The 21,573-nt window shown below is 61.4% G+C and carries 15 protein-coding genes and 1 tRNA gene; 7 read left to right on the top strand and 9 right to left on the bottom strand.

The annotated features are described in order from the left end of the window. Positions 1 to 90: 90 nt before the first annotated feature. From bcsZ to BLW03_RS17895, 7 genes are all read right to left on the bottom strand, one after another. Positions 91 to 1,227, bottom strand: coding sequence for a cellulose synthase complex periplasmic endoglucanase BcsZ (gene bcsZ, locus BLW03_RS17925; protein WP_244502146.1), 1,137 nt, complete (start codon positions 1,225 to 1,227; stop codon positions 91 to 93). A gap of 47 nt (positions 1,228 to 1,274) precedes the next feature. Then, on the bottom strand, positions 1,275 to 5,876 hold the full coding sequence (gene bcsA, locus BLW03_RS17920; protein WP_074655371.1) for a UDP-forming cellulose synthase catalytic subunit: 4,602 nt from the start codon (positions 5,874 to 5,876) through the stop codon (positions 1,275 to 1,277). Beyond that, complete coding sequence (locus BLW03_RS17915; protein ID WP_074655370.1) at positions 5,873 to 8,887, bottom strand: cellulose synthase operon protein YhjQ/BcsQ; 3,015 nt, start codon at positions 8,885 to 8,887, stop codon at positions 5,873 to 5,875. Before BLW03_RS17915 ends, bcsA begins: the two co-directional genes overlap by 4 nt. A gap of 378 nt (positions 8,888 to 9,265) precedes the next feature. Further along, a complete protein-coding gene (locus BLW03_RS17910) occupies positions 9,266 to 10,408 on the bottom strand; it encodes an acyltransferase family protein (RefSeq protein ID WP_074655369.1) in 1,143 nt (380 codons plus the stop codon). A gap of 107 nt (positions 10,409 to 10,515) precedes the next feature. Further along, positions 10,516 to 10,591 (bottom strand) — tRNA-Lys (locus BLW03_RS17905). A gap of 93 nt (positions 10,592 to 10,684) precedes the next feature. Further along, on the bottom strand, positions 10,685 to 12,169 hold the full coding sequence (rfaE1, locus tag BLW03_RS17900) for a D-glycero-beta-D-manno-heptose-7-phosphate kinase (RefSeq protein ID WP_074655368.1): 1,485 nt from the start codon (positions 12,167 to 12,169) through the stop codon (positions 10,685 to 10,687). Then, positions 12,166 to 13,284, bottom strand: a complete 1,119-nt coding sequence (locus tag BLW03_RS17895; protein ID WP_074655367.1) for a glycosyltransferase — start codon at positions 13,282 to 13,284, stop codon at positions 12,166 to 12,168. Before BLW03_RS17895 ends, rfaE1 begins: the two co-directional genes overlap by 4 nt. A gap of 59 nt (positions 13,285 to 13,343) precedes the next feature. Here BLW03_RS17895 and BLW03_RS17890 point away from each other — a divergent pair, with 59 nt between their 5' ends. The 7 genes from BLW03_RS17890 to BLW03_RS17860 all read left to right on the top strand — a co-directional run bounded on the left by BLW03_RS17890 (position 13,344) and on the right by BLW03_RS17860 (position 19,322). Further along, positions 13,344 to 13,988 carry a DUF4254 domain-containing protein gene (locus BLW03_RS17890; RefSeq protein ID WP_074655366.1) on the top strand — a complete coding sequence of 215 codons (645 nt, stop codon included), beginning with the start codon at positions 13,344 to 13,346 and terminating at the stop codon, positions 13,986 to 13,988. Positions 13,989 to 14,107: 119 nt separating this feature from the next. After that, on the top strand, positions 14,108 to 14,692 hold the full coding sequence (locus BLW03_RS17885; protein ID WP_074655365.1) for a TPR end-of-group domain-containing protein: 585 nt from the start codon (positions 14,108 to 14,110) through the stop codon (positions 14,690 to 14,692). Between the two features lie 42 nt (positions 14,693 to 14,734). Further along, positions 14,735 to 15,706: a 2-hydroxyacid dehydrogenase gene (locus BLW03_RS17880; RefSeq protein WP_074655364.1), complete on the top strand. Its 972-nt coding sequence runs from the start codon at positions 14,735 to 14,737 to the stop codon at positions 15,704 to 15,706. 151 nt (positions 15,707 to 15,857) lie between these two features. Continuing rightward, positions 15,858 to 16,922, top strand: coding sequence for a gluconeogenesis factor YvcK family protein (locus BLW03_RS17875; RefSeq protein WP_074655363.1), 1,065 nt, complete (start codon positions 15,858 to 15,860; stop codon positions 16,920 to 16,922). Continuing rightward, positions 16,919 to 17,515 carry a GNAT family N-acetyltransferase gene (locus BLW03_RS17870; RefSeq protein WP_074655362.1) on the top strand — a complete coding sequence of 199 codons (597 nt, stop codon included), beginning with the start codon at positions 16,919 to 16,921 and terminating at the stop codon, positions 17,513 to 17,515. The genes BLW03_RS17875 and BLW03_RS17870 overlap by 4 nt, the downstream gene beginning before the upstream one ends. A gap of 16 nt (positions 17,516 to 17,531) precedes the next feature. Continuing rightward, positions 17,532 to 18,860 carry a M16 family metallopeptidase gene (locus BLW03_RS17865; protein ID WP_074655361.1) on the top strand — a complete coding sequence of 443 codons (1,329 nt, stop codon included), beginning with the start codon at positions 17,532 to 17,534 and terminating at the stop codon, positions 18,858 to 18,860. A 30-nt stretch (positions 18,861 to 18,890) separates the two neighbouring features. Continuing rightward, a complete protein-coding gene (locus tag BLW03_RS17860; protein WP_074655360.1) occupies positions 18,891 to 19,322 on the top strand; it encodes a cupin domain-containing protein in 432 nt (143 codons plus the stop codon). A 3-nt stretch (positions 19,323 to 19,325) separates the two neighbouring features. Here BLW03_RS17860 and BLW03_RS17855 read toward each other — a convergent pair whose 3' ends face one another. After that, positions 19,326 to 20,018: a PepSY-associated TM helix domain-containing protein gene (locus tag BLW03_RS17855; protein ID WP_083350625.1), complete on the bottom strand. Its 693-nt coding sequence runs from the start codon at positions 20,016 to 20,018 to the stop codon at positions 19,326 to 19,328. Beyond that, entirely contained in the window at positions 19,999 to 21,555 is a 1,557-nt protein-coding gene (locus BLW03_RS17850) for a DUF2271 domain-containing protein (protein ID WP_074655359.1), read from the bottom strand. Before BLW03_RS17850 ends, BLW03_RS17855 begins: the two co-directional genes overlap by 20 nt. Between the last annotated feature and the right edge of the window lie 18 nt (positions 21,556 to 21,573).

Genomic DNA, 21,573 nt, shown 5'->3' with positions numbered 1-21,573 from the left:
CGGGTGTTCCTCAGAATCTTACCCTTTTACTGCCTGTGTCACCGGTTTTTTTCAGGGCGTTACTCATTGGCTAACAGCAGCTTGGAGGCGTCATTTCCACTTCAGCTTCAGCCTGCCGTCCCGATCGAAGCGGAATCTTCCCTCGCCCCAGCCGGTCGAAAACATCGCCAGGTTTTGGTCGTAATAACGCGGCGTACGGCCGTACAGCCCCGTTGCAGGGTCGACACTTGCTGCCAGCCGCGTCGCTTGTGCGTTCGCCTGATCCTTGTGCCCCAACGACACCAGGTACGGGATCATCGAGGCCGAAAAGCCGACAGGGCCATCCGGATTCAGCACCTTACCGGTCGCATCGACCTGCAGCGGTGGTGTGACGTTGCTGTCCATGTAGTGCGTCATGCCGTTGGTGTACTGCAACGACTTCTGGACTCCGAGGGTCGCTTTATCAGCCATGCCCAGCCACAGGTACACGCGGATCGACTCAAATCCGCCGACGGGCTTGGCGTCCGTTGCTCCCGCGGCGATTTCCGCCGGCGTGCCCGAGGGCGCAGTCGTCGCGCCCGAGATAACCCAATCCATCACGAAGCCACTGGGGGAGGCAGCGCCAATCAACCCCGGCAGGTCCTCCAACGCAGTTCCCCATGGACCGGAGGGCTGCTCTGCTTTCAAGCGGGCAAGCACCTGCGGCGGAGAGTAGCTTGGGTTCAGGATCATCGTATTGGGTTTGGGTTTGAAGCCGAACGGGCCGGGTAGCAGCACCGTCCCAAGCGATGGCGACACGACGACCTCGCTGTGTGCGATCCGGTCCAGCATCACATCGCCCAGCTTGCTGAGCCGATCGTCTTTCCAGAGACGACCAGCCTCAAGCAGGTCATACGCCATCCACAAATCCGCGTCACTCGCCGAGTTCGTATCCAGCGGCTTCCATTCGCCTTCGGGCGACTTACCCCAGTTCCATGCGGGCAACCGCGCGGTGAGATCGCCACCGGCGAGATTGTCTTCTGTCCAGCGCAGTAACTTGTCGAAGGTGGGCCTGTCGTTCACCACCAGCGCAAAGAACATGCCATAGGCCATGCCCTCGCTGGTGGTTCGCTCATTCGACGCAGGGTCGTGGTCGATGACGCGACCGGAGGCCTCAATGAATTTGGCGCGGTACTGCTGCCATAGGGGCCATGGCACCTCGGCACGGCAGCCCGTCTGCAGCGAGAGTGTCCCGAGCGCGATCGCCAATGAAACCCACCGTCTCCAACCCCATTTGTTCCCTGCTTCGCCCAGCATCAGTCCTCTCCCTGCAGTCTCAGCCGCGCACGCCGGCGCAGTGCCACGCGAATTAGTGCCGCCAACACGATGCAGGCAGCGATGACCAGCAATACAACGGATGCTGGAAACTCTGAGAAGAACATCTGCAGGCGAGTCAGGATTGACAACGATCCCACCTTGTACACATCGTTTCCGATGCGGTACGAGACAAATTGCGTGCCGTGCATGACGCTGACAGATTGCGAAATGTCTGACGTGCTGCTGACGCGGAGATAGGTCGACAGAAACGTGGGGATGACGGAGTGGTCGCGGACCGCAATCATCACCACGGAGCGTTTTGACCGCGCCGGCCACTCGATCCCTTCGATGAGCGCGTCCGGCAGCGCGCCGGAGACTTCCAGCTCAGCCGACTTCACCTGATCCGACGAGCGCACCTTCCACCACGCATGCTCCAACGGTGCGAAGAAGCCCTGCGTATCAGAGATTTTCACGCCGCCCGTCCCGATCTGCACCGGCAGGTGACCGTTCAGTGTCGAGAAGGCCGTCTGGTCTTCAACCGTCCCCAGAACGATGTAATCCTTCTTACCGTCCGCCTTCAGCCCCTCTGGTCCTGCGACAGTGACGTCGATTGCCGGATACCCCGTGGCCGCGCCAAAGTGACCGAGCAGCGTCAGGAACATCTCGATCTCGTCAGCGCCCGGATTCTCCGGAAGAATAACGGTCGTTTCAGAGAGATCCTTGAATCGCGTGAATGGGAAGCCGGCGTTGCTGAAGAGCTCCAGATCCGGCAACACAGCCAAGTGCGGAATGCCCCGGATATCCAGGTACGAGTCCTTTATGATGGCGGCCTGCAGATTCAGTGGAGCTGTGTCCTGGCACTTGTTCTTCTTCGCCATCTGGAAGACGAACTTCAGACTCATGGTCTGTGAGAACGGCCGCATGTTCATGCGCGGGACCGGTATCTCAGTCTCAAGACGCGCGCTTGCCCGGTCCGCATGCGGCATGGGCGTCGACGAGACATAGGCGCCGTTCATGTACACCTGCAACGTGCTCTCATTGGCGAGCGGCACAGGGTTGTAGCGGTAATCCATGTGGAACGGCAGGTTCTCGCGCGAGCCATAGTACAGATCGGGTGGCAAACGCATGAAGATACCCAGGGGCACGGAGCCATCGCCCTGCAGGTCGCCCTGGTTCATGAGCTGTCCCACATCCGTGATCTTTTCGGTGGACATCCAGCGCGGAGCGTCGTCCGGTTCGCTTCGGGGTGGGTGACGAAGCGTTACGCTCACCTGGTTCCCCTGCCACACATCACGCGACAGCGATAGAGCCTGTGCGGCCGTCACGACATCGTTTGCATTGCCGCCGGTGAGTATGAGGACTTTGCTGTACGGGTCCGATGGATTCGTTCGCATCGCAACCGTTGGGCCGCTGGTTCCCTGCACGTTGAGTGATGCCGGCAGCTCGCCCGCATTCTCACTGATCACGATAACGTTGCCCTGAGGAATTTGCCCGAGGGAGACCGGGAAGCGCACATTGCGGTAGTCCGTCAGCATGCCGAAGTAGCTGGCAACGATGCCGGCAGCCTGCATCGCCCTGGTCGACGGCTGGTTCAGGAAGACAATGGGGACTACCGGATGCAGGTTCACCGCAGCGTCGTAGAACGGCAGCGGCAGCAGCTTCAGGTCGTCCTGCAGCGGCAACAGATTCCCTGTGAGTTCGATGGAGCTGCTGTTGTCCACATGCGACCACAGCGTTGAGTGCGTTGGGTCTTCGCACTGCAGGGTGTAGTGACCGATGAACTCAAAAGTGATCTGGTTGTCGCGCACCAGCATCTCGGCCGGCATCTCCAGTGTCGCTTCCAGCAGCGCATTGTTTTCGCTGGTGCGACGCACAGAGAGCTTCTGACTCTCTGCCACTTTCTGTCTCGGAGAGAGGTCGGCAGGCAGACCGGCGAAGTCCGGCTGCGAGGTAACAGGCAGCGTGGCGAAAAGCGTACCGTTGATCGACACCTTCAGATGGCTCAGAGCGGGCAGCAGGCCCGGCGAAAAGTGGAAGCGAAGCTTCAGCTTCGCGGTCTTCACGATCTGCGTCTGCGGCACGGCGAAGTAGACGGAGTGATAGGCGTCCACACCTCGCAGAACGATGGTGTCCGCCACGCCCACATCCTGCAGCGTGAAGACGTTGTCGAACTGACCTGCAGGCATCGACTTCGCTACGGGAGCAGAGCCCGGGATGATGCCCGGGACGTCTGCCGCAAGATTTGCCGCGCCACCCCGTGCCGCCTGCGTCACATTTGCCGATGGCAGCGACTGCGCATGTGCCGGACGCGCCGGCATCATCAAGCCAAGCCCGATCGCAAGGATCAGGCCGAGAGGAGCCACACTGGCGACCAGGCGCGACTTTGGTGCGTCCGCAGAACTGCCGTGACTATTGTTCATCAGGCCCCGTAACGTCTCCCTCAGACCAATGACTGCAAGAGTCATAATGAGCCACAGGCTCTTCAGTGGCCTGTCTGCATCGCGTGCTTCGCCCCATCCCAGCCAAGTGTCAGCGCGGGAATACAGGACCTGTGTCAGGGCTTCTTCTTCGGGGATGGAGAGCGGATCGAACTGTGCTCGCAGCTCTGTACCGCTCACGCGCACGATCGTTGCGGGCAGCGATTCCTCGCCGTCCAACACGGGGAAGTGAATGCGAACGGGCTCGCCACCGCGCAGGTCCGCGGGCTCGTCAGTCTCCATCATCACGCCGCCGCTCGAGACATCGGCGGTGACACCGGTGATCAGCGCACCATCCGGCAGTTGAATAGTGGCGGGCACCTGCATGGTCACACGCACGGTCTGACGCCGCTGCTGGTTCTCCCACGCAACCCCGCACGCCACGCCCAGGATCAGCGTATTAAACAGCGTCCAGATCAGGTTCATGACGATGGTTCCCGGATGCGCGCCGTCATACATGTTCGCCGGAACGTTCAACACGCTCGCGAGAAGACCGCCGTGGAACACAGGAAACTGCCAGTACCGCGGAATGGCGCAGAGCATCCCGAGAAAGTTGAACGCAAGGATTGTCAGGAATGGCAGCGCAATGCGCGAATCAAAGAAGCGTCGATTGACCACGCCGCCTTTCGCCGTGACGTTGAATGACCCCAGCTTCGGATTGATGACAGCCATCAACGTCGGGAACAGGATGTACGGTGCCAGGACCGTCTCATAGATCTCATTCCAGAAGGAATGGCGATGCTGGCCCTGGATGCGCGAGTTCGTCATGGACGACAGCACCAGGTGCGGGAACGCGTAGGCGAGGATGGCCGCCCAGTAGCCGGGTACGTTGGTATGACCCAGCACAAGGTAGATCAGCGGCGCGAAGAGAAAGATCATGCGCGGCAGGCCATACAGGAAGTGCGTCATGGCGTTGAAATAGCAAAGCCGTTGCATCGGCTTCAGACCATGCGCGAAGAGCGGGTTATCGGCACGCAGGATCTGGATCATGCCGCGAGCCCACCGAATCCGCTGCTTCACATGGCCGCTGAGGCGTTCCGTCGCCAGACCGGCCGCTTGCGGAATATTGATGTACGCCGTGTTCCAGCCATTCATCTGCATACGCAGGCTAGTATGCGCGTCTTCCGTTACCGTCTCGACGGCGATGCCGCCGATCTCGTCGAGTGCGGTGCGCCGCAGAACCGCGCACGAGCCGCAGAAGAACGTCGCGTTCCAGAAGTCGTTGCCATCCTGAACGATGCCGTAGAAGAGCTCGCCCTCATTCGGAATGGTACGGAACTGCCCCAGGTTGCGCTCAAACGGATCGGGCGAGTAGAAGTGATGCGGCGTTTGCAGCATGCCCAGTTTTTCGTCACGCACGAACCAGCCAACGGTGACCTGCAGAAACGATCGCGTGGGAACGTGGTCACTATCGAAGATGGCAACGAGCGGAGCCTTCAGCCGCTTCAACGCGCGGTTGATATTGCCTGCCTTCGCATGCTGGTTGTCATCCCGGGTCATGTAGCCGATGCCGGCCTCTTCACAGAAGACCCGGAACTCCTCGCGCTTGCCATCATCCAGAACGTAGACGTTGAGCTTATCGGCAGGCCAGTCGATGTGCATGGCCGCAAGGGCGGTATACCGAACGACGCTCAGCGGCTCATTGTAGGTCGGGATCAGGAGATCGATCTCGGGCCACTCCTGGGGATCGTCCGGTAATGGCACCGGCGTGCGGCGCAGGGGCCACAGCGTCTGCATGTAACCGAGATAGAGGATCGAGAAGGCATATGCTTCAGCGAAGACCAGCGTGCCAATAAAGAACGCATCCAGCGCGTTCCACTGCGTCGAGGGATTCCGGAAGAACTGGATGACGGTTTCGATACGCCAGTAGGCATAGCGAAAGGTGGAATAGCACGAGGCCATCATCAGCGTCAGTGTGATCAGGTAGCTCGAAGACGAGCGATCCATCCAGACCGCGATCAGTACAGAAACCACGCCAAGCACGGCCTGCTGCGGCCATGTCAGTTCCAGAGCGCCTGCATAGAGCAGGACGCCAATGGATACGCACACTACCACAATGCGAAGGACTGTCAGCAAAACGTTATCGCCACTCTCAAACTGCTTCCAGAGTCGCGTTTGTGTCATCGTTCGCTCCAGCGCATTCTGCGAAGACCAATGCTCGCAGGCGCTGCAAGGTGACGGACCCATTCGGCCAACTGTATGTAATCCTCGGTCACTGCCGATTCGGGGGCGTAATCAATCACGGTCATTCCTTCTGCGAGTGCTTCGGACACAGACTGTGACCGCCGGATCATCACGGGCAACAGGCGGTTTCCAAGCTGCTGACGCAGCACCTCGCGGACATCCAGGTGCAACGGCAACGACGCATCAAACTGGTTCAGAACATAGTAGGGCGAAACAGGCCTGCCCTCACTATCTTGTGTACCCCCAAAGAAACGTTCGACGTTCTGGATGCTCAGAACGGAGTTCATATCCGGCGTGATCGGCACCAGGACGGCGGAGTTGAGGCGCGCAAGCCGGCGAACGAGCCATGCGCTGGATCCATTCACGTCCAGCAGGACGCGCTGCGTCCCTTTGCTGTGACGGCCAATCTCTTCCACCAGGTTCACCTGACCGGCGTCATCCGTGGCGAGGCGATCGGTCTGGTAGTTGACCATGTACACCGGCGCATCGATGCTGCCGGGCGGTGGCGAGAAGGTCCGCACAACGTCTGGCCGCAATTCACGCGCGCCGAAGTAATACGGCAGCAGACCATGCGCGGTGGTGTCTGCCAGCAGAACCCGCTCGCCAACGGAGGACAGGGCTCTTCCCAGCGTGGCGACCAGGCTTGTTTTCCCTACGCCGCCCGACAACGCAACGATCGACAGCATCGGCGCGCTTGTCTCGGTCACCGGTCGCGCTTGCGACAGCGCATCGGGTACAGCTTCAGTGTTGGAACCCATCAGGCCCTTCAGGGCAAACCAGCGCGCGGCGACCCGCTCCTGCGACCGCTGCAGCGTGTCCGTCGCACGTGGCGCAGGCATACCAGCGGACGCAGGGAAGCCTGCGGGAGCGGTCGGCCCGGATACGTAGACGCCCCCCGCCGGATCCTGCCGGGAGTCCTCCCGCAGATCGACCTCACGACGAGCCGATTGCAGGCGCGAGCGGTCGATCTTCTCTTCCAGTTCCGAAGCGCGGGCTGCTGCCCGATACTCGCGGCTGTCACTCAGCTGTGTCGCGATTCCATGTGAGCCGGACGATCGGGGGAAACGGCGGCGTTCACTTCGCGGCCAGGCGATCTCCCCATCCGGACGCGATGTGGCCCCGAAAGGAAACTCTGAGGTGGGCAAAGAGCCTGTCTCGCGCGGCGAAATCGTTTCGCGGGGCACCGGCACCTCACGAACGCCGGGAATTTCATAGGCTGCCGTGGGCGACGTGCGTTGCGCGCTGCGGACTACTGGCAGCTCGCCAGACTTCTCTCGGTAGGCGCCACGTTCTGGTATCGCGGGCAGCCGGTCCACGGACGCACGCCGCTCGGCAAAGTCATCCTGCAGGTTGTCGTTCCGGCGAATCGGGAGTTCTTCCTCCTCACGCAGACCTTCGCGGTCCGGCGTGGGACGTGTGTCGGCGCGCGCTTCGCGGCGATCGTCGCGGACCTCATCGCGTTCCACGTAGGCCGAGCGTGCCGGACGATCGTCCGTCGACCGCGGCGTGAGGTCCGCAGTCCGTGAGAGGAATTCCTCAAAGGCATCGCGCTCACGGCGACGGCCTTCTATCTCCCGCTCATCGGCTTCGCGGAAACCCTGCGGAGTGACGTCCTTATCGCTCGGTCGAGCATCCCGTCCAAGCCAGGCCGGCCGATCTTCCCGACGGGCGAGTTCTTCGCGAGCCGGTTGGGGGGGAAGCAGCGACGTCTGCGGACGGTCGTCATAGTGGGTGCGTGCGGGTCGGGGTGCCGTTTCCTCGAAACCGGCGTTGTTGCTGACGCCTGCTAGGTCGCGTGGAAGTTCAACTCCAGCCGGACGACCTGGCTCCGCCCCGGCGGGACGGAAGTCGACAGAGTCGTCCGACTCGATCTGGCGGCGCGGCTCAGGAGAAGGCGTATACGCCGATGCATTGCGGCCGTCCGCTTCGAAGCTACGGGACGCGTAATCGCTATACTCGCCCGCCATCGGAGCTTCTCCGTTGGCACGAGGACGGCGCGTGGTTCGCGCCAGCACATCGGAAGCACTCTCGCGACTGCGGCTGCGCGCATCGGGCGAAGGCACGTTGCCAGAGGCCGAATCCTGCGAAGCATCGACGTCCCGCTCGCCGCGGTCTGCAGCAGGACGCGGCTGAGTCTCGGGATGATTCCCTGAGTGCTCGATCGGGGGCTGTGACGCTGCCTCACGATAAATGGGTCTGTGGCCGGAGCTGATCCGGCCACCGGCCTCAAACAGACCGATAGCCTCGTCGTCGCGGCGAACGTCTCCCCTGCGCGGGTTCCCTTCGGGGTTGCTTTCACCACGGGCGCGATAGTACGAATCCACAATGCGACGCTCGGACGATATGCGCCGGGGCATGGAGCTGCGAACGCCCTTGCCGGGTGCGAATGCCCCCGGATCCAACGGACCGGCGAAGTAATACGGATCATTGATTTCGCCGGGAACAACTTCAGCCATGCCCCGTTGCTGTGCACGCCAACGAGCGTCTGCCTCGGCGTAACGTGCAGCCTGTTCCTCGGCGCGGCGACGAGCCTCTTCCATCTCGCGCTCAGCCTCTTCGAGGGCCAGTCGCAGATCTTCGGCGGTCTGTACGTGTTTCTGTGCAGCCAGTCGTTCCTGCCCGGCACGTTCTTCAGCGCGAAGGCGAATCTCTTCTGCCTCTGCGGATGGTAAGGCCGTCTTGCCTGCGGCGATTCCCAGCTGGTGTGCCGCTTCCAACTCGCGCGCAGCCTTCTCCTCGCTCTCGCGAGCAGCCTCCAGCTCAGCCTGGCGCTGCGCCTCCACCATGCGATGGCGCTGCTGTGCGCGATATTCGCGGCGCGATGCGGAGAAGTCCCGGTATTTGCCGCCGTGGACGTTCGCCCACGTGTAAAGGACCGCTACGTCTTCCGGCGTCTCTGGCTCAGGCACCAGTTCCTCTACATCTGTCGGGTTGATCGCGAACTCGTCCATGCCTTCGGTACTCCGTGAACACGTCGCTTGGGCGCGGCCGTGTTGCCCATCGGCAACCTGGTGCATGTGTCGACACAGACGCGGCACAACGGGCCGTGAACCAGACCGCGGTGCGGCTGGCTGCTTCAACTTTCAGATGCACTTCTGTTGGTGCGATAAGGGTGCGCTAGGCAGAGGCTACGTCTGCGCCGATGCCAAGTCAACATTGGCCGTTAATACTTAAGTGGCACTGCGGATGACCCATTGAGCGTCCTCGTAACGGTAACGACAACAGGCATAAAGATTGACGGCACAGAGAGATGCGGCCGGGCATCGCGAGCGAGAGCGAGACCTGCGTCGGCTGAAAAACGAGACAGCAGGGATGGCCCTGAAGGCCACTCAGAGCGCCGAGGCACTCGGCGCATACTCGGTGCGAGTTCCTGTCTCTGTAGCACTGCGGTAGAGGAAAAATCTCTTCATGGCCAGGCATGGCTCCTCGATGGCCCACCACGCCGCCGACGCGCACCCGACCGTGACCAGCAGGGACACGATGAGGCGATCGAGCAACGCAATCTTCGTCGAGGGATAGCCGAAGACATGCGACTTCAGAAAGTTCATGATCGGCAGATGGATCACGTAGATCGAGAAGCTCATCCTGCCGATCTTCCGCAACAAACCGGAAGATAGTGCGCGGGCGGGAAGGCTCTCCGCAGGCCCGACCGCCAACATTGCGACAAACGCCGCGAATGCCACTGCCAGCAGGCTGAAACGCGAAGCGACGATCCACTGCGGCGCCGTGTTCCACCGTACCGACAAAAGAGCGAGGACGCCCGCAGAAGCCGCTATGCGCCTTATCATCTTCAAGGTCGACGGCCCAAGAACCTCTTCCGACAGCAGGATCGCGATCGCCGCCCCGGCGAAAAGTCCCTCGGAGTGGAGCGGTGTCAGCCGATAGCTGAATTGGTTATCGGTGATGGCATTCAGTCGCGCCACGGTCGGCAGCAGGCGCAGGGCGTACTCGACCGGCAGCGCCAACATGCAGAGGTACAGAAGTGTTCGGTTGCGCAGGTTGTACACCAGCAGCGGCCAAAGCAGATAGAACTGCTCTTCGATCGCAAGCGTCCAGAAGTGGGTAAGGTCGGTCACACCGGCGAGAGCTATGGCGGTTGGGAAGTTACTCGCATTGATCCAGTACCAAACCTGGGTGGTCCATGGGTAGACCGGATAGTGAGGCAACACAAAGTGGGCGCAGAAGATGGCCGCCAGAGCCGCATAGTAGATCGGGAAGATGCGTAACGCCCGCCGTCCGTAGAACACACGAAAGTAGTTGGACGTCTCGCGTGTCTTCAGCAGCACGCCCGTGATCAGGAAGCCGGACAGGACGAAGAACAGGTCAACTCCCACCCAGGCCAATTGGGAGATTGGAAGGTGGATGCCGTTCGCTGCGCTGTGATAGTAGATGACCGAAAGCGCGGCAACCGCACGAAGACCATCCAACGCTCGATAGTGGCGACGTGGTCCGCCCAACTCTGAACTCGTCATTTTGCGAATTGTACCGTCAGGCCTGCGGATGGCCCGGTCGTGCTCATTGTCCAGGCGCGGTTGCCCGTAAAGCTTTCGCCGTGGCTCTAAGTAGTGTGGTTGGGGGGTGGTGAGAGCGCTGGGGCTCGAACCCAGGACCAGCGCCTTAAAAGGGCGATGCTCTACCAACTGAGCTACGCTCTCATCCGTATTCAAGAATACCCTACGATGCCGTGGAAACTACGACGCCGGCCGGGCTCTGCTCTTCCGCTGACTGGCGAGGCAGGCGAGGATTTCTCAACTGCCGGCTCCTTTAACCATCTTCTTGACGATGTTCGACGTCGAGAAGCCCTCGACGGTCGGCACAATCTCCACACGCCCGCCCGCCGCAATCACGTCTTCATGGCCCACGACAGTCTGCACGTTGTAGTCGCCGCCCTTCACCAGCACGTCGGGCTTCATGGCGCGGATCAGGTTCAGCGGCGTCTCCTCATCGAAGAGGACGACCATGTCCACAGAGCCGAGGGCCGCCATCACCTTTGTCCGTTCGTTCTGCCCAACAATGGGCCTCGTGGGTCCCTTCAGGTCGCTGACGGAACGATCGGTGTTCATGCCCACGATCAGCTTCGATCCAAAGCGGCGGCAGTCTTCCAGCAGCGTGATGTGGCCGATGTGCAGCAGGTCAAAGCAGCCGTTGGTGAACACGATGCTTTCGCCAGACGCGCGCCACTCCGCAACGCGTGCGACGGCACGGTCAAACTCCAGGACCTTATCCGCAGAGGCGATGCCGCTCGACATCGTAAGCTCCGCAACAATCTCGTGCGCAGCCACCGGTACCGTGCCAAGCTTCGCCACAACGATTCCTGCTGCTACATTCGCAAGTTCCACCGCGCTATCGACGGCGAGGCCGCCCGCAAGGCCCGCAGCCAACGTTGCAATCACCGTATCGCCCGCGCCTGAAACGTCGAAGACCTCGCGAGCCCGCGCCGGCGAATGAATTTCTTCCAGCAGGCCATCATGCCGAAGGACCCGAATGCCCTTCTCGCTCATGGTGACCGTCAGAAATTCGATCCCAAGCGCCGGCAGCAGATCGCGACCGGCTTGCAGCAGATCATCCGTGCGGTAGGCATCGATGCCCGTCGCCGCGCTCAGCTCCTGCAGATTAGGGCAGATGGTCGTGGCGCCCGCGTACTTCGTCAGATCGCGTGTCTTCGGATCGACCAGCACCGGGATGCCCCGGGACCGCGCTGCCTCAATCACCGCCCCGCAGATCGCTTCGCTCAGCGCGCCCTTCGCATAGTCCGAAAGGATGACGGCATCCGCGTCCGCAACGGCAGTCAAAGCCCTCGCACGGAGTGTCTCAAAGGCGTCAGGCGAAGCAACCTCACGACTCTCCACATCGATGCGCAACAACTGCTGCGTCCGGCTCACAACGCGTGTCTTGGCGATCGTCGGCAGCTCAGACTCAACCAGCCCGGATGCATCAACACCCGCATCGTTCATCAGCTCGCGGAGCTCGGTCGCGTAAGCATCGCGTCCCACGAATCCGGCCAGCGTTGTCTTCAATCCCAGGCCTGCCAGGTTCATCGCTACGTTCGCCGCGCCGCCAGGGCGGGAGTATTCCCGCGCCTGCCGAAGTACCGGCACGGGAGCTTCGGGCGAGATGCGTTCGACATCACCCACTATGTAGCGATCAATCATCAGATCGCCCACCACCAGCACCCGCAACCGGCTGAAACCGGTCTCCAGCAGGCGCAATACCGCATCCCGTTCCGCAATCATGCGACCGCTCCCCCACGAAAGAACTCGTCGTACTTCGGCATCAGCCGCTCTGGTTCGTAAGCTGCGGCATTGCGCGCCCCTGCTGACCGCAGCGCCTCACGCTCCGGCCAGCGCCGAACGATCTCATGGGCGGCTGCAGCAGGGTCCGCGGGCGCGATCAGCAGTGCATTTGCCCCGGCAATCTCCCGCATAGGATCACGATCGGAAGTGATCACCAATGCACCGCAGCTCTGCGCTTCAATGATGGGCCAGCCGAAGCCCTCCTGAAGCGACGGAAACAACATCGCGGCGCAGCCCGTGTACAGCGCATCCACTTCAGCATCGCCTGGATTCGCCAGCGCCACAACGGCATCGCCCAGGCCAAGCTCCAGAACGACTGCGTGCATTGCGGGTGTCCAGTCTTTCCCCGCCATCACCAGTCGCATCCCGGCAAAATCAGCATGCGCGCGTAGTGCAGCGAAGATCCGCAGGACACCAACTCGGTTCTTGTACCACTGGTTACCACCCACGTGCAGCAGGTAAGGCTCGCCCTCGGCCAGGCCGGCGCGGATGCGAACAGCATCAATCACGGTCGACGGCGCGGGTGAGAACTTGCGATTCAACGGATTGTGGATCGTCACGATGATGCCGTTCGCGCCCAGCGCACGCAGGCCACGCTCCGTGGCGTGTGAGACACAGACGACGCGGGCCGCAGCCACCAGGTGCTTGCGAATCCACCGCTGCTGCACGCGGCCGGTCAGCGACACCTTACGGCCCAGCTCAGCGGTGTGCAGCTCGGACGCGGCCTCGATCGCCAGCAGATCATGACACGTGATGCTCGACAACGCCGGGTCCAGATGCTGCAGGTACATCGAGTTTGAGTGGTCGCACACGTGAACCCAGTCCCATCCACGCGCGGCCGCGCGGAGCCGCAGCGGGAACAGCAGATACTTGTCGACGTAGCCGAGCCACTTCCCCGCGCTACCGCGACCGTGGACGCGCGTTGCAAAGGCCTTCGGGGCGATGACGCGCACCTGGTGTCCGCGGGCTTCCATCTCGCGGCGAAGCAGATCGGAATACCGCAACATGCTGTTCTGCTTGTCCGGCGCGTAGTTCCCGATGAGTAAGAGCCGCATGAGTGACCAGCATACCAACGCCGTCGTAAGTGCCTGGTGAATGGCTACAATGGCAGGGAATGCAACAGCCCTCACAGCCGGACGCAGCACCCACTCCGCTCGTACCGGTGATACTGGTCGACGAACAGGACAGTGCGACGCTTCGCTGGCACAACGACGGGGGCAACACACAACTTCTGGGGACCGATGTCCCAGCAGGCCTGACTCCCGCAGGGATTGCCATGCGTCTGCACGCGGCGAACTTCACGTTGTGGCATCTGGAAGATGAGGCACGCGACCCAAGCGCAACCGATCGAACCATCGTGGAGTGCAAGCGGTCGATCGATCGGACGAACCAGCAGCGCAACAATCTGGTGGAGAGTCTTGACGAAACTCTTCTGCAACTTTTGCAGCAGAACGAATCCGCTCCATTGCACTCCGAGACACCCGGGCAGATCCTTGATCGGCTCTCAATCCTGTCGCTGAAAATCTTCCACACGCGCGAAGAATCGGAACGATTTACCGCGACAGCCGCGCACCGGCAGCGAAACCTGCTTCGTCTGCGTATCCTTATCGAACAGCGTGACGATCTCCGCCAAGCGCTCACACTGTTGTTCGAAGAGATCCTTGGCGGCGAGCGACGCTTTCGCCTCTATCGCCAGATGAAGATGTATAACGATCCTGAGCTGAATCCAGTGCTCTACACCGCGTCAGAACACCGCTGAGTGCCGGGCTCTTGACCTTGCCTCTGGCGTACCGTATAACGCATAGCGAACATCCGTTCCCCCAAACAATGGCTTCTGGACGAAAGCCTTAGAATCCATCTGCCGACCAGGAACCCAAAATGCCCGTCGCAAAGCCCGCCGCTAAAGCTAGTAAAGCCACAAGTAAGACCGCCGAGAAGCAGGCTCCGCGCACTCTTGCCGGTCACCTTCCCGTTGCGCACGACGCGAACCGCGCTGCCGCGCTGGAGCAGTACCAGGCAGCCGTGACCGCCATGCAGCAGGGCAACTACTCCGCCGCGCACCCCGCGCTGGAGAAGCTGTTGCAGACTGCGCCGCCGGAGTTCATCGATCGCATTCGCATGTATCTGTCCGCCTGCATTGCGCAGTCGAAGAAGGGCACAAACGATTTCTCCTCGCCCGAGGAGAAGTACGACTATGCCATCTCGCTGCTGAATGACGGGCAGTACGAGGACGCGCGAGAGCACCTGAACGAGATCCTGGATGGCGATGGACAGGCGGACTACGCCTTCTACGGCCTGGCCGTACTCGCTTCCATGACAGGCGATACCTCCACCTGCCTGGAACGGTTGACCGAGGCCATCCAACTGAACAGCATGAATCGCATCCATGCTCGCTCGGACTCTGACTTCCAGGACATGACCGACGACCCGCGCTTCACGGAACTGCTCTACCCCGAGGGCTAGAGCAGTTCGCTGTTCCCTGCTTCGTCGCGATAGCATCTACAGATGCCGTCCAAGCCTATCCTCGTCGTCACGCGTCATTTCACCGATGCCGTGGAAGCGCGTATCGCGCGCGACTTTGAACCGCGCCGCAATCCCTCCGACAAACCGCTCTCTGCCGACGAATTGATCGCCGCGGCTGAAGGTGCAGACGCACTTTTCATCAGCCCTGCCGACAAGCTCGACGCAACCTTCTTCTCACGTGTGCCGAAGTCTGTGAAGGCGATCGCAACCTTCTCCGTTGGTTACGATCACGTCGACCTTGCGGCCGCAAAGGTTAGCGGAATCCCAGTTTCAAACACACCCGGTGTACTGACCGACGCCACCGCCGATGTCGCGATGTTGCTGTTGCTGGGTGCATCCCGGCGCGCCTACGAGGCGCAGCAACTTGTGCGGTCCGGCCAATGGGCAAAGACCAAGCCGGCTGACCTGTTGGGATCGCAGCTCGGCGGACGCGTCCTGGGCATCTACGGTATGGGCCGCATCGGCCAGGCACTTGCACACCGTGCGCGAGCCTTTGGCATGACGATTCATTACAACAACCGTCGTCCCCTTCCAGATGATGAGGCGCAGGGAGCCATCTTTCACGAGACGCCCGAGTCTCTGCTGCGTGTCAGCAACTTCCTCTCGATCCACGCGCCCTCGTCGGCAGAGACGAAGCATTTCCTGAATCGCGAGACGATCGGTCTGCTGCCGCCCGGTGCCATCGTGGTGAACACGGCGCGAGGCGCACTGGTCCATGATGAAGATCTGATCGCTGCGCTGCGCAGCGGACGCGTTGCCGCCGCCGGTCTCGACGTCTTTGAGGGCGAGCCGCAGGTGAACCCGGGGTACCTGGATCTGCCCAACACCTACCTGCTGCCCCACATCGGCAGCGCAACGGTCGAGACGCGCACCGCAATGGGGATGCTGGCACTTGACAACATACAGGCCGTGCTGGACGGCAAGTCAGCGCTAACTCCAATTCCGCTCGGCTAGAGCACTACGTGCGTGCCGAGGTCGCTTCGGAGACATGGGTTTCTGTCACTTAAAAATCAAAGCCAGGGCTAAAATCCGGCGACTGAAACAAAGACGGCAACGCAGCCGTAACTATCTAACGAACACGAAAGTACCCGATAGACTTAGATCGATGTCCTCGCACCCTCACGCCCCGATCAACGTAGTCGCCATCGGCGGCGGCACTGGCCTTTCCACGCTGCTGCGTGGCCTGAAGCGCTACGTGCAGGTGAACGATCGTCGTGGCGTGCCACCTCGTCCTGAAGACGTTTGCGACGACCCGCCGTGCCGCGTTGGAGAGCTCTCTGCGATTGTGACCGTAACGGACGATGGCGGATCCAGCGGCCGCCTGCGGGAGGACCTGAAGATGCTGCCGCCGGGCGATGTGCGTAACTGCGTCGCCGCCCTCAGCGAAGATGAGCGCCTGTTGACGAGGCTCTTCCAGTACCGCTTCCCCTCCAACTCCGAAAACAACGGTCTCGGAGGCCACTCGTTTGGCAACCTCTTTCTCGCGGCGCTGACGGCAATCCACGGCGGAGACTTTGCCCAGGCCGTGCAGATGTCGTCACAGATCCTGGCCGCGCGCGGCACCATCTATCCCGCGACCAACAGCAACGTGACGCTTTCTGCACTGATGGATGACGGCACGACCGTCCACGGCGAAACAAACATCACCGCCTCAAAGCGCAGTATCACCGAGTTGATGCTGCACCCTGCGGACGCCAGGCCGCTGCCCGAGGCGTTGGAGGCAATTGCCAAGGCTGACCTGATCACGCTTGGGCCGGGCTCGCTGTATACGTCGCTGATCACGAACCTGCTGGTGGGAGGCATCCCGGAGGCCATCGCGGCGTCGAGCGCGAAGCGTGTCTACATCTGCAACCTGATGACCCAGGCGAACGAATCGCTTGGACTATCCGCTGCCGACCACATCCGCCACATCCAGTCACACTGCGGCGGCAAGCGTCTTTTCGACTTCGCGCTTGTGAATACCGCACCCATCTCCGATGTGCTGCTGGAAAAGTACGCTCGCGAAGGCCAGCAGCCCATTGAGGCTGACCTGGACCGGATCCGCGAACTGGGCGTAACTCCCATCGTCGGCAGCTTCGTGCACGAAGGCGATGTGCTGCGCCATGACTACGATCATGTGGCGGAACTTCTGCTCGACCTGCCCGCACGCGTCGAGAGCGTAGCCGTTTGAACCAGACTCCGGTTCTCGAAGGCTTTGGCATTCGGCTTGAACCCATCGCCCCGCATCACGTCGAGGGGCTTACGCGCGTCGCCATCGATCCGACCAACTGGCGTTTCATGAACCTGCGCATCGAGACGCCAGCCGACGTACAGAAGCTGGTGGACGACTCCGTGCAGGCCGCCGGAACCGGCACCGTGCTGCCCTGGGTGACGACCGTCGATGGCGAGATCGTGGGCGCCTCCAGCTACCTTGATCTCAACCGGACTCACCGGACCGTCGAAATCGGCTTCACCTGGCTTGGGAAAGAGTGGCGAGGCACTGGAGTCAATCCCAGAGTGAAGTTTTTGCAACTGCAGTACGGTTTTGAATCGATTCATATGCGCCGCATTGCGCTCAAAACCCATCACGAAAACCTCCATTCGCAACGCGCCATGCTCAAGCTGGGAGCGCAGTTTGAAGGCACCTTCCGCAACCACATGATCATGCCCGACGGCTCCACCCGTCACACGAAGTGGTACAGCATCACCGAAGAAGACTGGCCTGCGATCAAGGCCTCGCTCCTCGCGCGCATCGCGGCCGAACCCATCGTCAAACCCGCCTAGCGCCTACAATGGAAGGATGGTTGAAACCGTCCCCGTCGCTGAGAATGCGACGCTTGCCACTGCCGCCTCCCCCGCTCGTAACATCCGCAAGACCACGCTGCCCAACGGCCTTCTCGTCCTGACCGAGAGCATGCCGCACATGCGCTCGGTCTCCGTCGGCGTATGGATCGGCACCGGCTCGCGTGATGAGCAGCCTGCAGAGAATGGCCTGTCACACTTTGTGGAGCACATGGTCTTCAAGGGCACCACCTCGCGAACCGCCAAGCAGATCGCGCGCGAGACCGACGCTATCGGCGGCAACCTGGATGCGTTCACCGGGAAAGAGACCATCTGCTTCAACATCAAGGTGCTCGACACCAACGTCGAGCCAGCAATGGAGATCCTCGCAGACCTTGTCCTCAACCCGACCTTTGCCCCCGACGACATCGCACGCGAACAGTCGGTCGTCCTTGAAGAGATCAAGATGGACGAGGACAATCCCGACTATCTTGTCCACGAGATTCACACCGCAAATTTCTGGAAGAACGACCCTCTGGCACGCTCGATTCTCGGCACAGCAGAAACGGTCTCCAGCTTCGATGAGACCGCAGTACGCGCCTTCCACACTTCCCGCTTCGTGCCGTCGAACGTCATCGTCTCCGCCGCAGGCCACCTGAAACACGACGAGATGATCGCGCTCGTCGAGAAGCACTTCGGAGCGCTTGCGCCGGCTGGCGAAGACAAGCTGGTGCGCTTCCCCGCACCTAAAGCAACACCGCACATCACGCTCAAGAAGAAGAAGTCACTGGAGCAGGTTCAGATCTGCCTCGGCGTTCCCGCACCCGCGGTCGACTCGCCCGACCGCTACGTTCTCTACCTCTTGAATTCGATCCTAGGCGGCGGTATGAGCTCGAGACTCTTTCAATCGGTGCGTGAAGATGCGGGTCTTGCATACTCCATCTACTCGGAACTCTCGCCCTACCGCGATACCGGTGCGCTCAGCGTTTATGCGGGTACATCCATCGAGAAGACGCCCGAGATGGTTCGCCTGATCATCGAAGAGTTCCGCAAGCTGAAGACGGAACCCATCGGCGAAGACGAGTTGGAGCGCGCCAAGAATCAGTCGAAGGGCAACATCGTTCTGGGTCTCGAGAGCTCGTCCGCGCGCATGGGAAATCTCGCTCGTCAGCAGATGTACTACGGCCGGTTCAACACTGTCGATGAGATCATCGCGGACGTCGACCGCGTGACGCCCGCCGATGTGCAGCGCGTAGCGAACCAGTTGCTGGTGGGGGACAGCATCTCGCTGACTCTTCTCGGCAACCTCGGCGACTTAAAGATCACGCGCGCCGACCTGGCATGTTAGCCTGCTGACTCCCCGGAATATAGGTGAGTCATGCAGCAGCAAGCCGGCAACGCCGTGGTGCGCCTCGGCGGCATTGAATTAACGTTCTTGGTCGACGAGACACAGGGCTCAGACGATCTTGTGATCTTCGAATTCCTCGTGCAGCCCGGCGCTCGTGTGCCGGAGCCACATGACCACCGCAACGTGGACGAGTTCGTCTACGGCCTTGAAGGCACGCTTACTTCCACCGTCAACGGCGAAGCGCGCGAGCTGAAGGCCGGCGAGTCGCTGATGATTCCGCGCGGTGTGAAGCATCACCATGCGAATCTGCATGACGTGCCTGCCAAAGCCCTGGTCACACTGAATCCCGGCTCCATTGGCAAGCGCTACTTCGAAGAAGTTCGCGAAGCCATGAGCGACGGCCCGCCCGACCGGGCCCGCATGATCGAGATCATGGCGCGCTACGAACTCATCGTCGACTAAGCCCTACGGCACATAGAGCTTGTAGAGCATGAGGCAGACGACCGTCGCAACGCCCGCAAGAAACAGGCCGCTGACACGCTTCTTGTAGACGAAGAAGATCAGCACCAGTCCACTCAGCGAGACCAGCGTCAGCAGGATCGCGGACGCATCAATGATCCACGACCAGACCTTCCCCGTATCGCGGCCCTTGTGCAGATCGTTGATCACCGCAATGAAGCCTGCGCGCGTCTCCACGATGTTGTAAGTACCATCGGCGCGAGTCACCGTCGTATCCGCGCTATAGCCAGGCCCGCGAAAGCTGAAGCTGATCTGGTCGTCTTCGACGCGCAGATCGCTGACAGCACCGTGCACGCCATCCTTCGCGCGAATATGCTCCACGATCGCCAGCGTATCCGGATGATCCTTGGGTCCCATCTCCTTTGCGGAGAGCGAGCCGTTCAGATTGCGCACGACCTCGCCATGCGACAGGGCCTCCGCATGGTTCAGCGTCAGGCCCGTCACGGCGAAGAACAGCACCACGGCGAAAGACACCATGGACAGGTAGATATGCAGCCATCGCGATACGATGGCTGTCTTCTTCCGCAGCCGCGCAGACAGTGGCTGCGCGGCCTTTTCCGCTGCGGTGCGACGGCTTACAGCAGCAGTGATGCTCTGTGCCTCAGGGCTGTGTTCGACCTTACTGCTTCCGATAGTCAAGCTGAACGGCTCCCAGTTCCTCGCTGGCGGGCAGCGTCATCTGCGCGGCAGTGCCGTTGAAGTCGATCTCCTGACGCAGCAGCGTGTGGCCGCCATGCTCGCGCGCAGCTTCCACCACCACCGTGTACTTCCCTGCCTTTACCAGCTTGCCGTTGTTGTCCTTGCCATCCCACTTCAGCGTGTAGGTACCGGGCGCGCGCGTAGCGCTTGAGACGGTCGCGGAGATGTCTGTGCCCTCCGCCAGGTTGCGAACGCGATCCTCGCCATACCAGCCCTTCAACTCATTCAGCCAACGCGGATTTTTGAACCACAGTGCCACCGTGCGTACCGGGTACTTGTCCTTGTCTTCGATCCATACGGCGACGTACGGCCGGTGATAGCGAGGGTTATCCACGCGCGGTAACTCGAGCTTTACCAGCAGCTCCATGGACTGGTTCCAGTTCGATCCGGCCTGCGGTACTGCTGCACCTGCGTGGACGGCATACGCCACACGCTCAATCTTTGGCTCAGCATACGCATTCCAGCCGGCGCTGGCGATACGCTCACCATCACGGGTGATAAGCATGTAAGCCGAGTCTGGATGGCGCTGCATCAGCGCAGCCGACTCCCGCGGCGAAAGAATCGACAGCGCCGTTGCAAGCGCTCCAGCCGTGGCAGCATCCGGTGCGATCACACTCGACGACAGCACCGCGGCAGCAGGCTGCGCCGTGCGAGGATCGATCAGGTGCGACAGGTGCTCGCCCGCGACGTCGAAGCCGCGGCGATAGCTGCCGCTGGTGGCAATGGCACGATCACGAAGGACAACGGTATCGAGCGCGGCATCGTTTTCCGCATCAGCCTTTGGATTGGCAATGTCGACACGCTGCGTCAGGGCGCCGCTTGTGACAATGTCGCCGCCCACATTCAGCATGACACCCGTGGCGCCCGCATGCAGCGCGGCAGCTGCCGCCTTCTGCGTGATCAGGCTCTTCGTAAAGCTGGCAAGCACCAGCGGTGCGTCGGACAGGCGTGTGGCAGTGCCCTGCACACGGTCAAGCGACCAGTGCTTCTGCGCCATCGCACGAATCGCGCCATCGAGCTCATTCGAGGATGGAGAAGCACCACGAGCAGCAGCGCCACGCCATACCTTCGCGGCTGCTTCCGAGGAGGCGTTCAACACACCGCCCGTCTCGCCCTGCCACGCATCGAAGCGCGCCAGCACGTCCATCAGGTCTGGCGATACCTTGACGGCAACACCGTGTGTCTTCTGCCAGCGCGAGAACTCACTGTTCGCATCCCACGCGCTCAGTATCTTCGACTGCCGATCGAACTCTGCCAGTGCTGCCGCCTCGGCCGACCGCGCCTGCGCCTTCGAGGCAGCGCTGACATTCATGTCGAGCGAGGTGCCCAGCACGTTCTCATGCGCGAAAGCCCAAGTGCCTGCAGCATCGTGCTTTGAGGGGGCGGGGGGGACAGCCTGCGTGGCGGCGAATGCGGGAAGCACGCCCACCGAAACCATGGCAGCGGAGGCAAACAATCCCTGTGTCTTCTTTTTCATCACGATCTCTTCTCCTGG

Source organism: Terriglobus roseus, from assembly GCF_900105625.1.
GTDB classification, from domain to species: domain Bacteria; phylum Acidobacteriota; class Terriglobia; order Terriglobales; family Acidobacteriaceae; genus Terriglobus; species Terriglobus roseus_B.
The sequence above is the reverse complement of the archived record's forward strand: the minus strand, read 5'-3'. Positions and strand labels throughout refer to the sequence as shown.

Excerpts from the sequence above, each read along its gene's own strand:
- bcsA (WP_074655371.1), bottom strand. The coding sequence starts at position 5,876 with ATGACACAAACGCGACTCTGGAAGCAGTTTGAGAGTGGCGATAACGTT.
- BLW03_RS17915 (WP_074655370.1), bottom strand. The coding sequence starts at position 8,887 with ATGGACGAGTTCGCGATCAACCCGACAGATGTAGAGGAACTGGTGCCT.
- BLW03_RS17910 (WP_074655369.1), bottom strand. The coding sequence starts at position 10,408 with ATGACGAGTTCAGAGTTGGGCGGACCACGTCGCCACTATCGAGCGTTG.
- rfaE1 (WP_074655368.1), bottom strand. The coding sequence starts at position 12,169 with ATGATTGCGGAACGGGATGCGGTATTGCGCCTGCTGGAGACCGGTTTC.
- BLW03_RS17895 (WP_074655367.1), bottom strand. The coding sequence starts at position 13,284 with ATGCGGCTCTTACTCATCGGGAACTACGCGCCGGACAAGCAGAACAGC.
- BLW03_RS17890 (WP_074655366.1), top strand. The coding sequence starts at position 13,344 with ATGCAACAGCCCTCACAGCCGGACGCAGCACCCACTCCGCTCGTACCG.
- BLW03_RS17885 (WP_074655365.1), top strand. The coding sequence starts at position 14,108 with ATGCCCGTCGCAAAGCCCGCCGCTAAAGCTAGTAAAGCCACAAGTAAG.
- BLW03_RS17880 (WP_074655364.1), top strand. The coding sequence starts at position 14,735 with ATGCCGTCCAAGCCTATCCTCGTCGTCACGCGTCATTTCACCGATGCC.
- BLW03_RS17875 (WP_074655363.1), top strand. The coding sequence starts at position 15,858 with ATGTCCTCGCACCCTCACGCCCCGATCAACGTAGTCGCCATCGGCGGC.
- BLW03_RS17865 (WP_074655361.1), top strand. The coding sequence starts at position 17,532 with ATGGTTGAAACCGTCCCCGTCGCTGAGAATGCGACGCTTGCCACTGCC.
- BLW03_RS17860 (WP_074655360.1), top strand. The coding sequence starts at position 18,891 with ATGCAGCAGCAAGCCGGCAACGCCGTGGTGCGCCTCGGCGGCATTGAA.
- BLW03_RS17850 (WP_074655359.1), bottom strand. The coding sequence starts at position 21,555 with ATGAAAAAGAAGACACAGGGATTGTTTGCCTCCGCTGCCATGGTTTCG.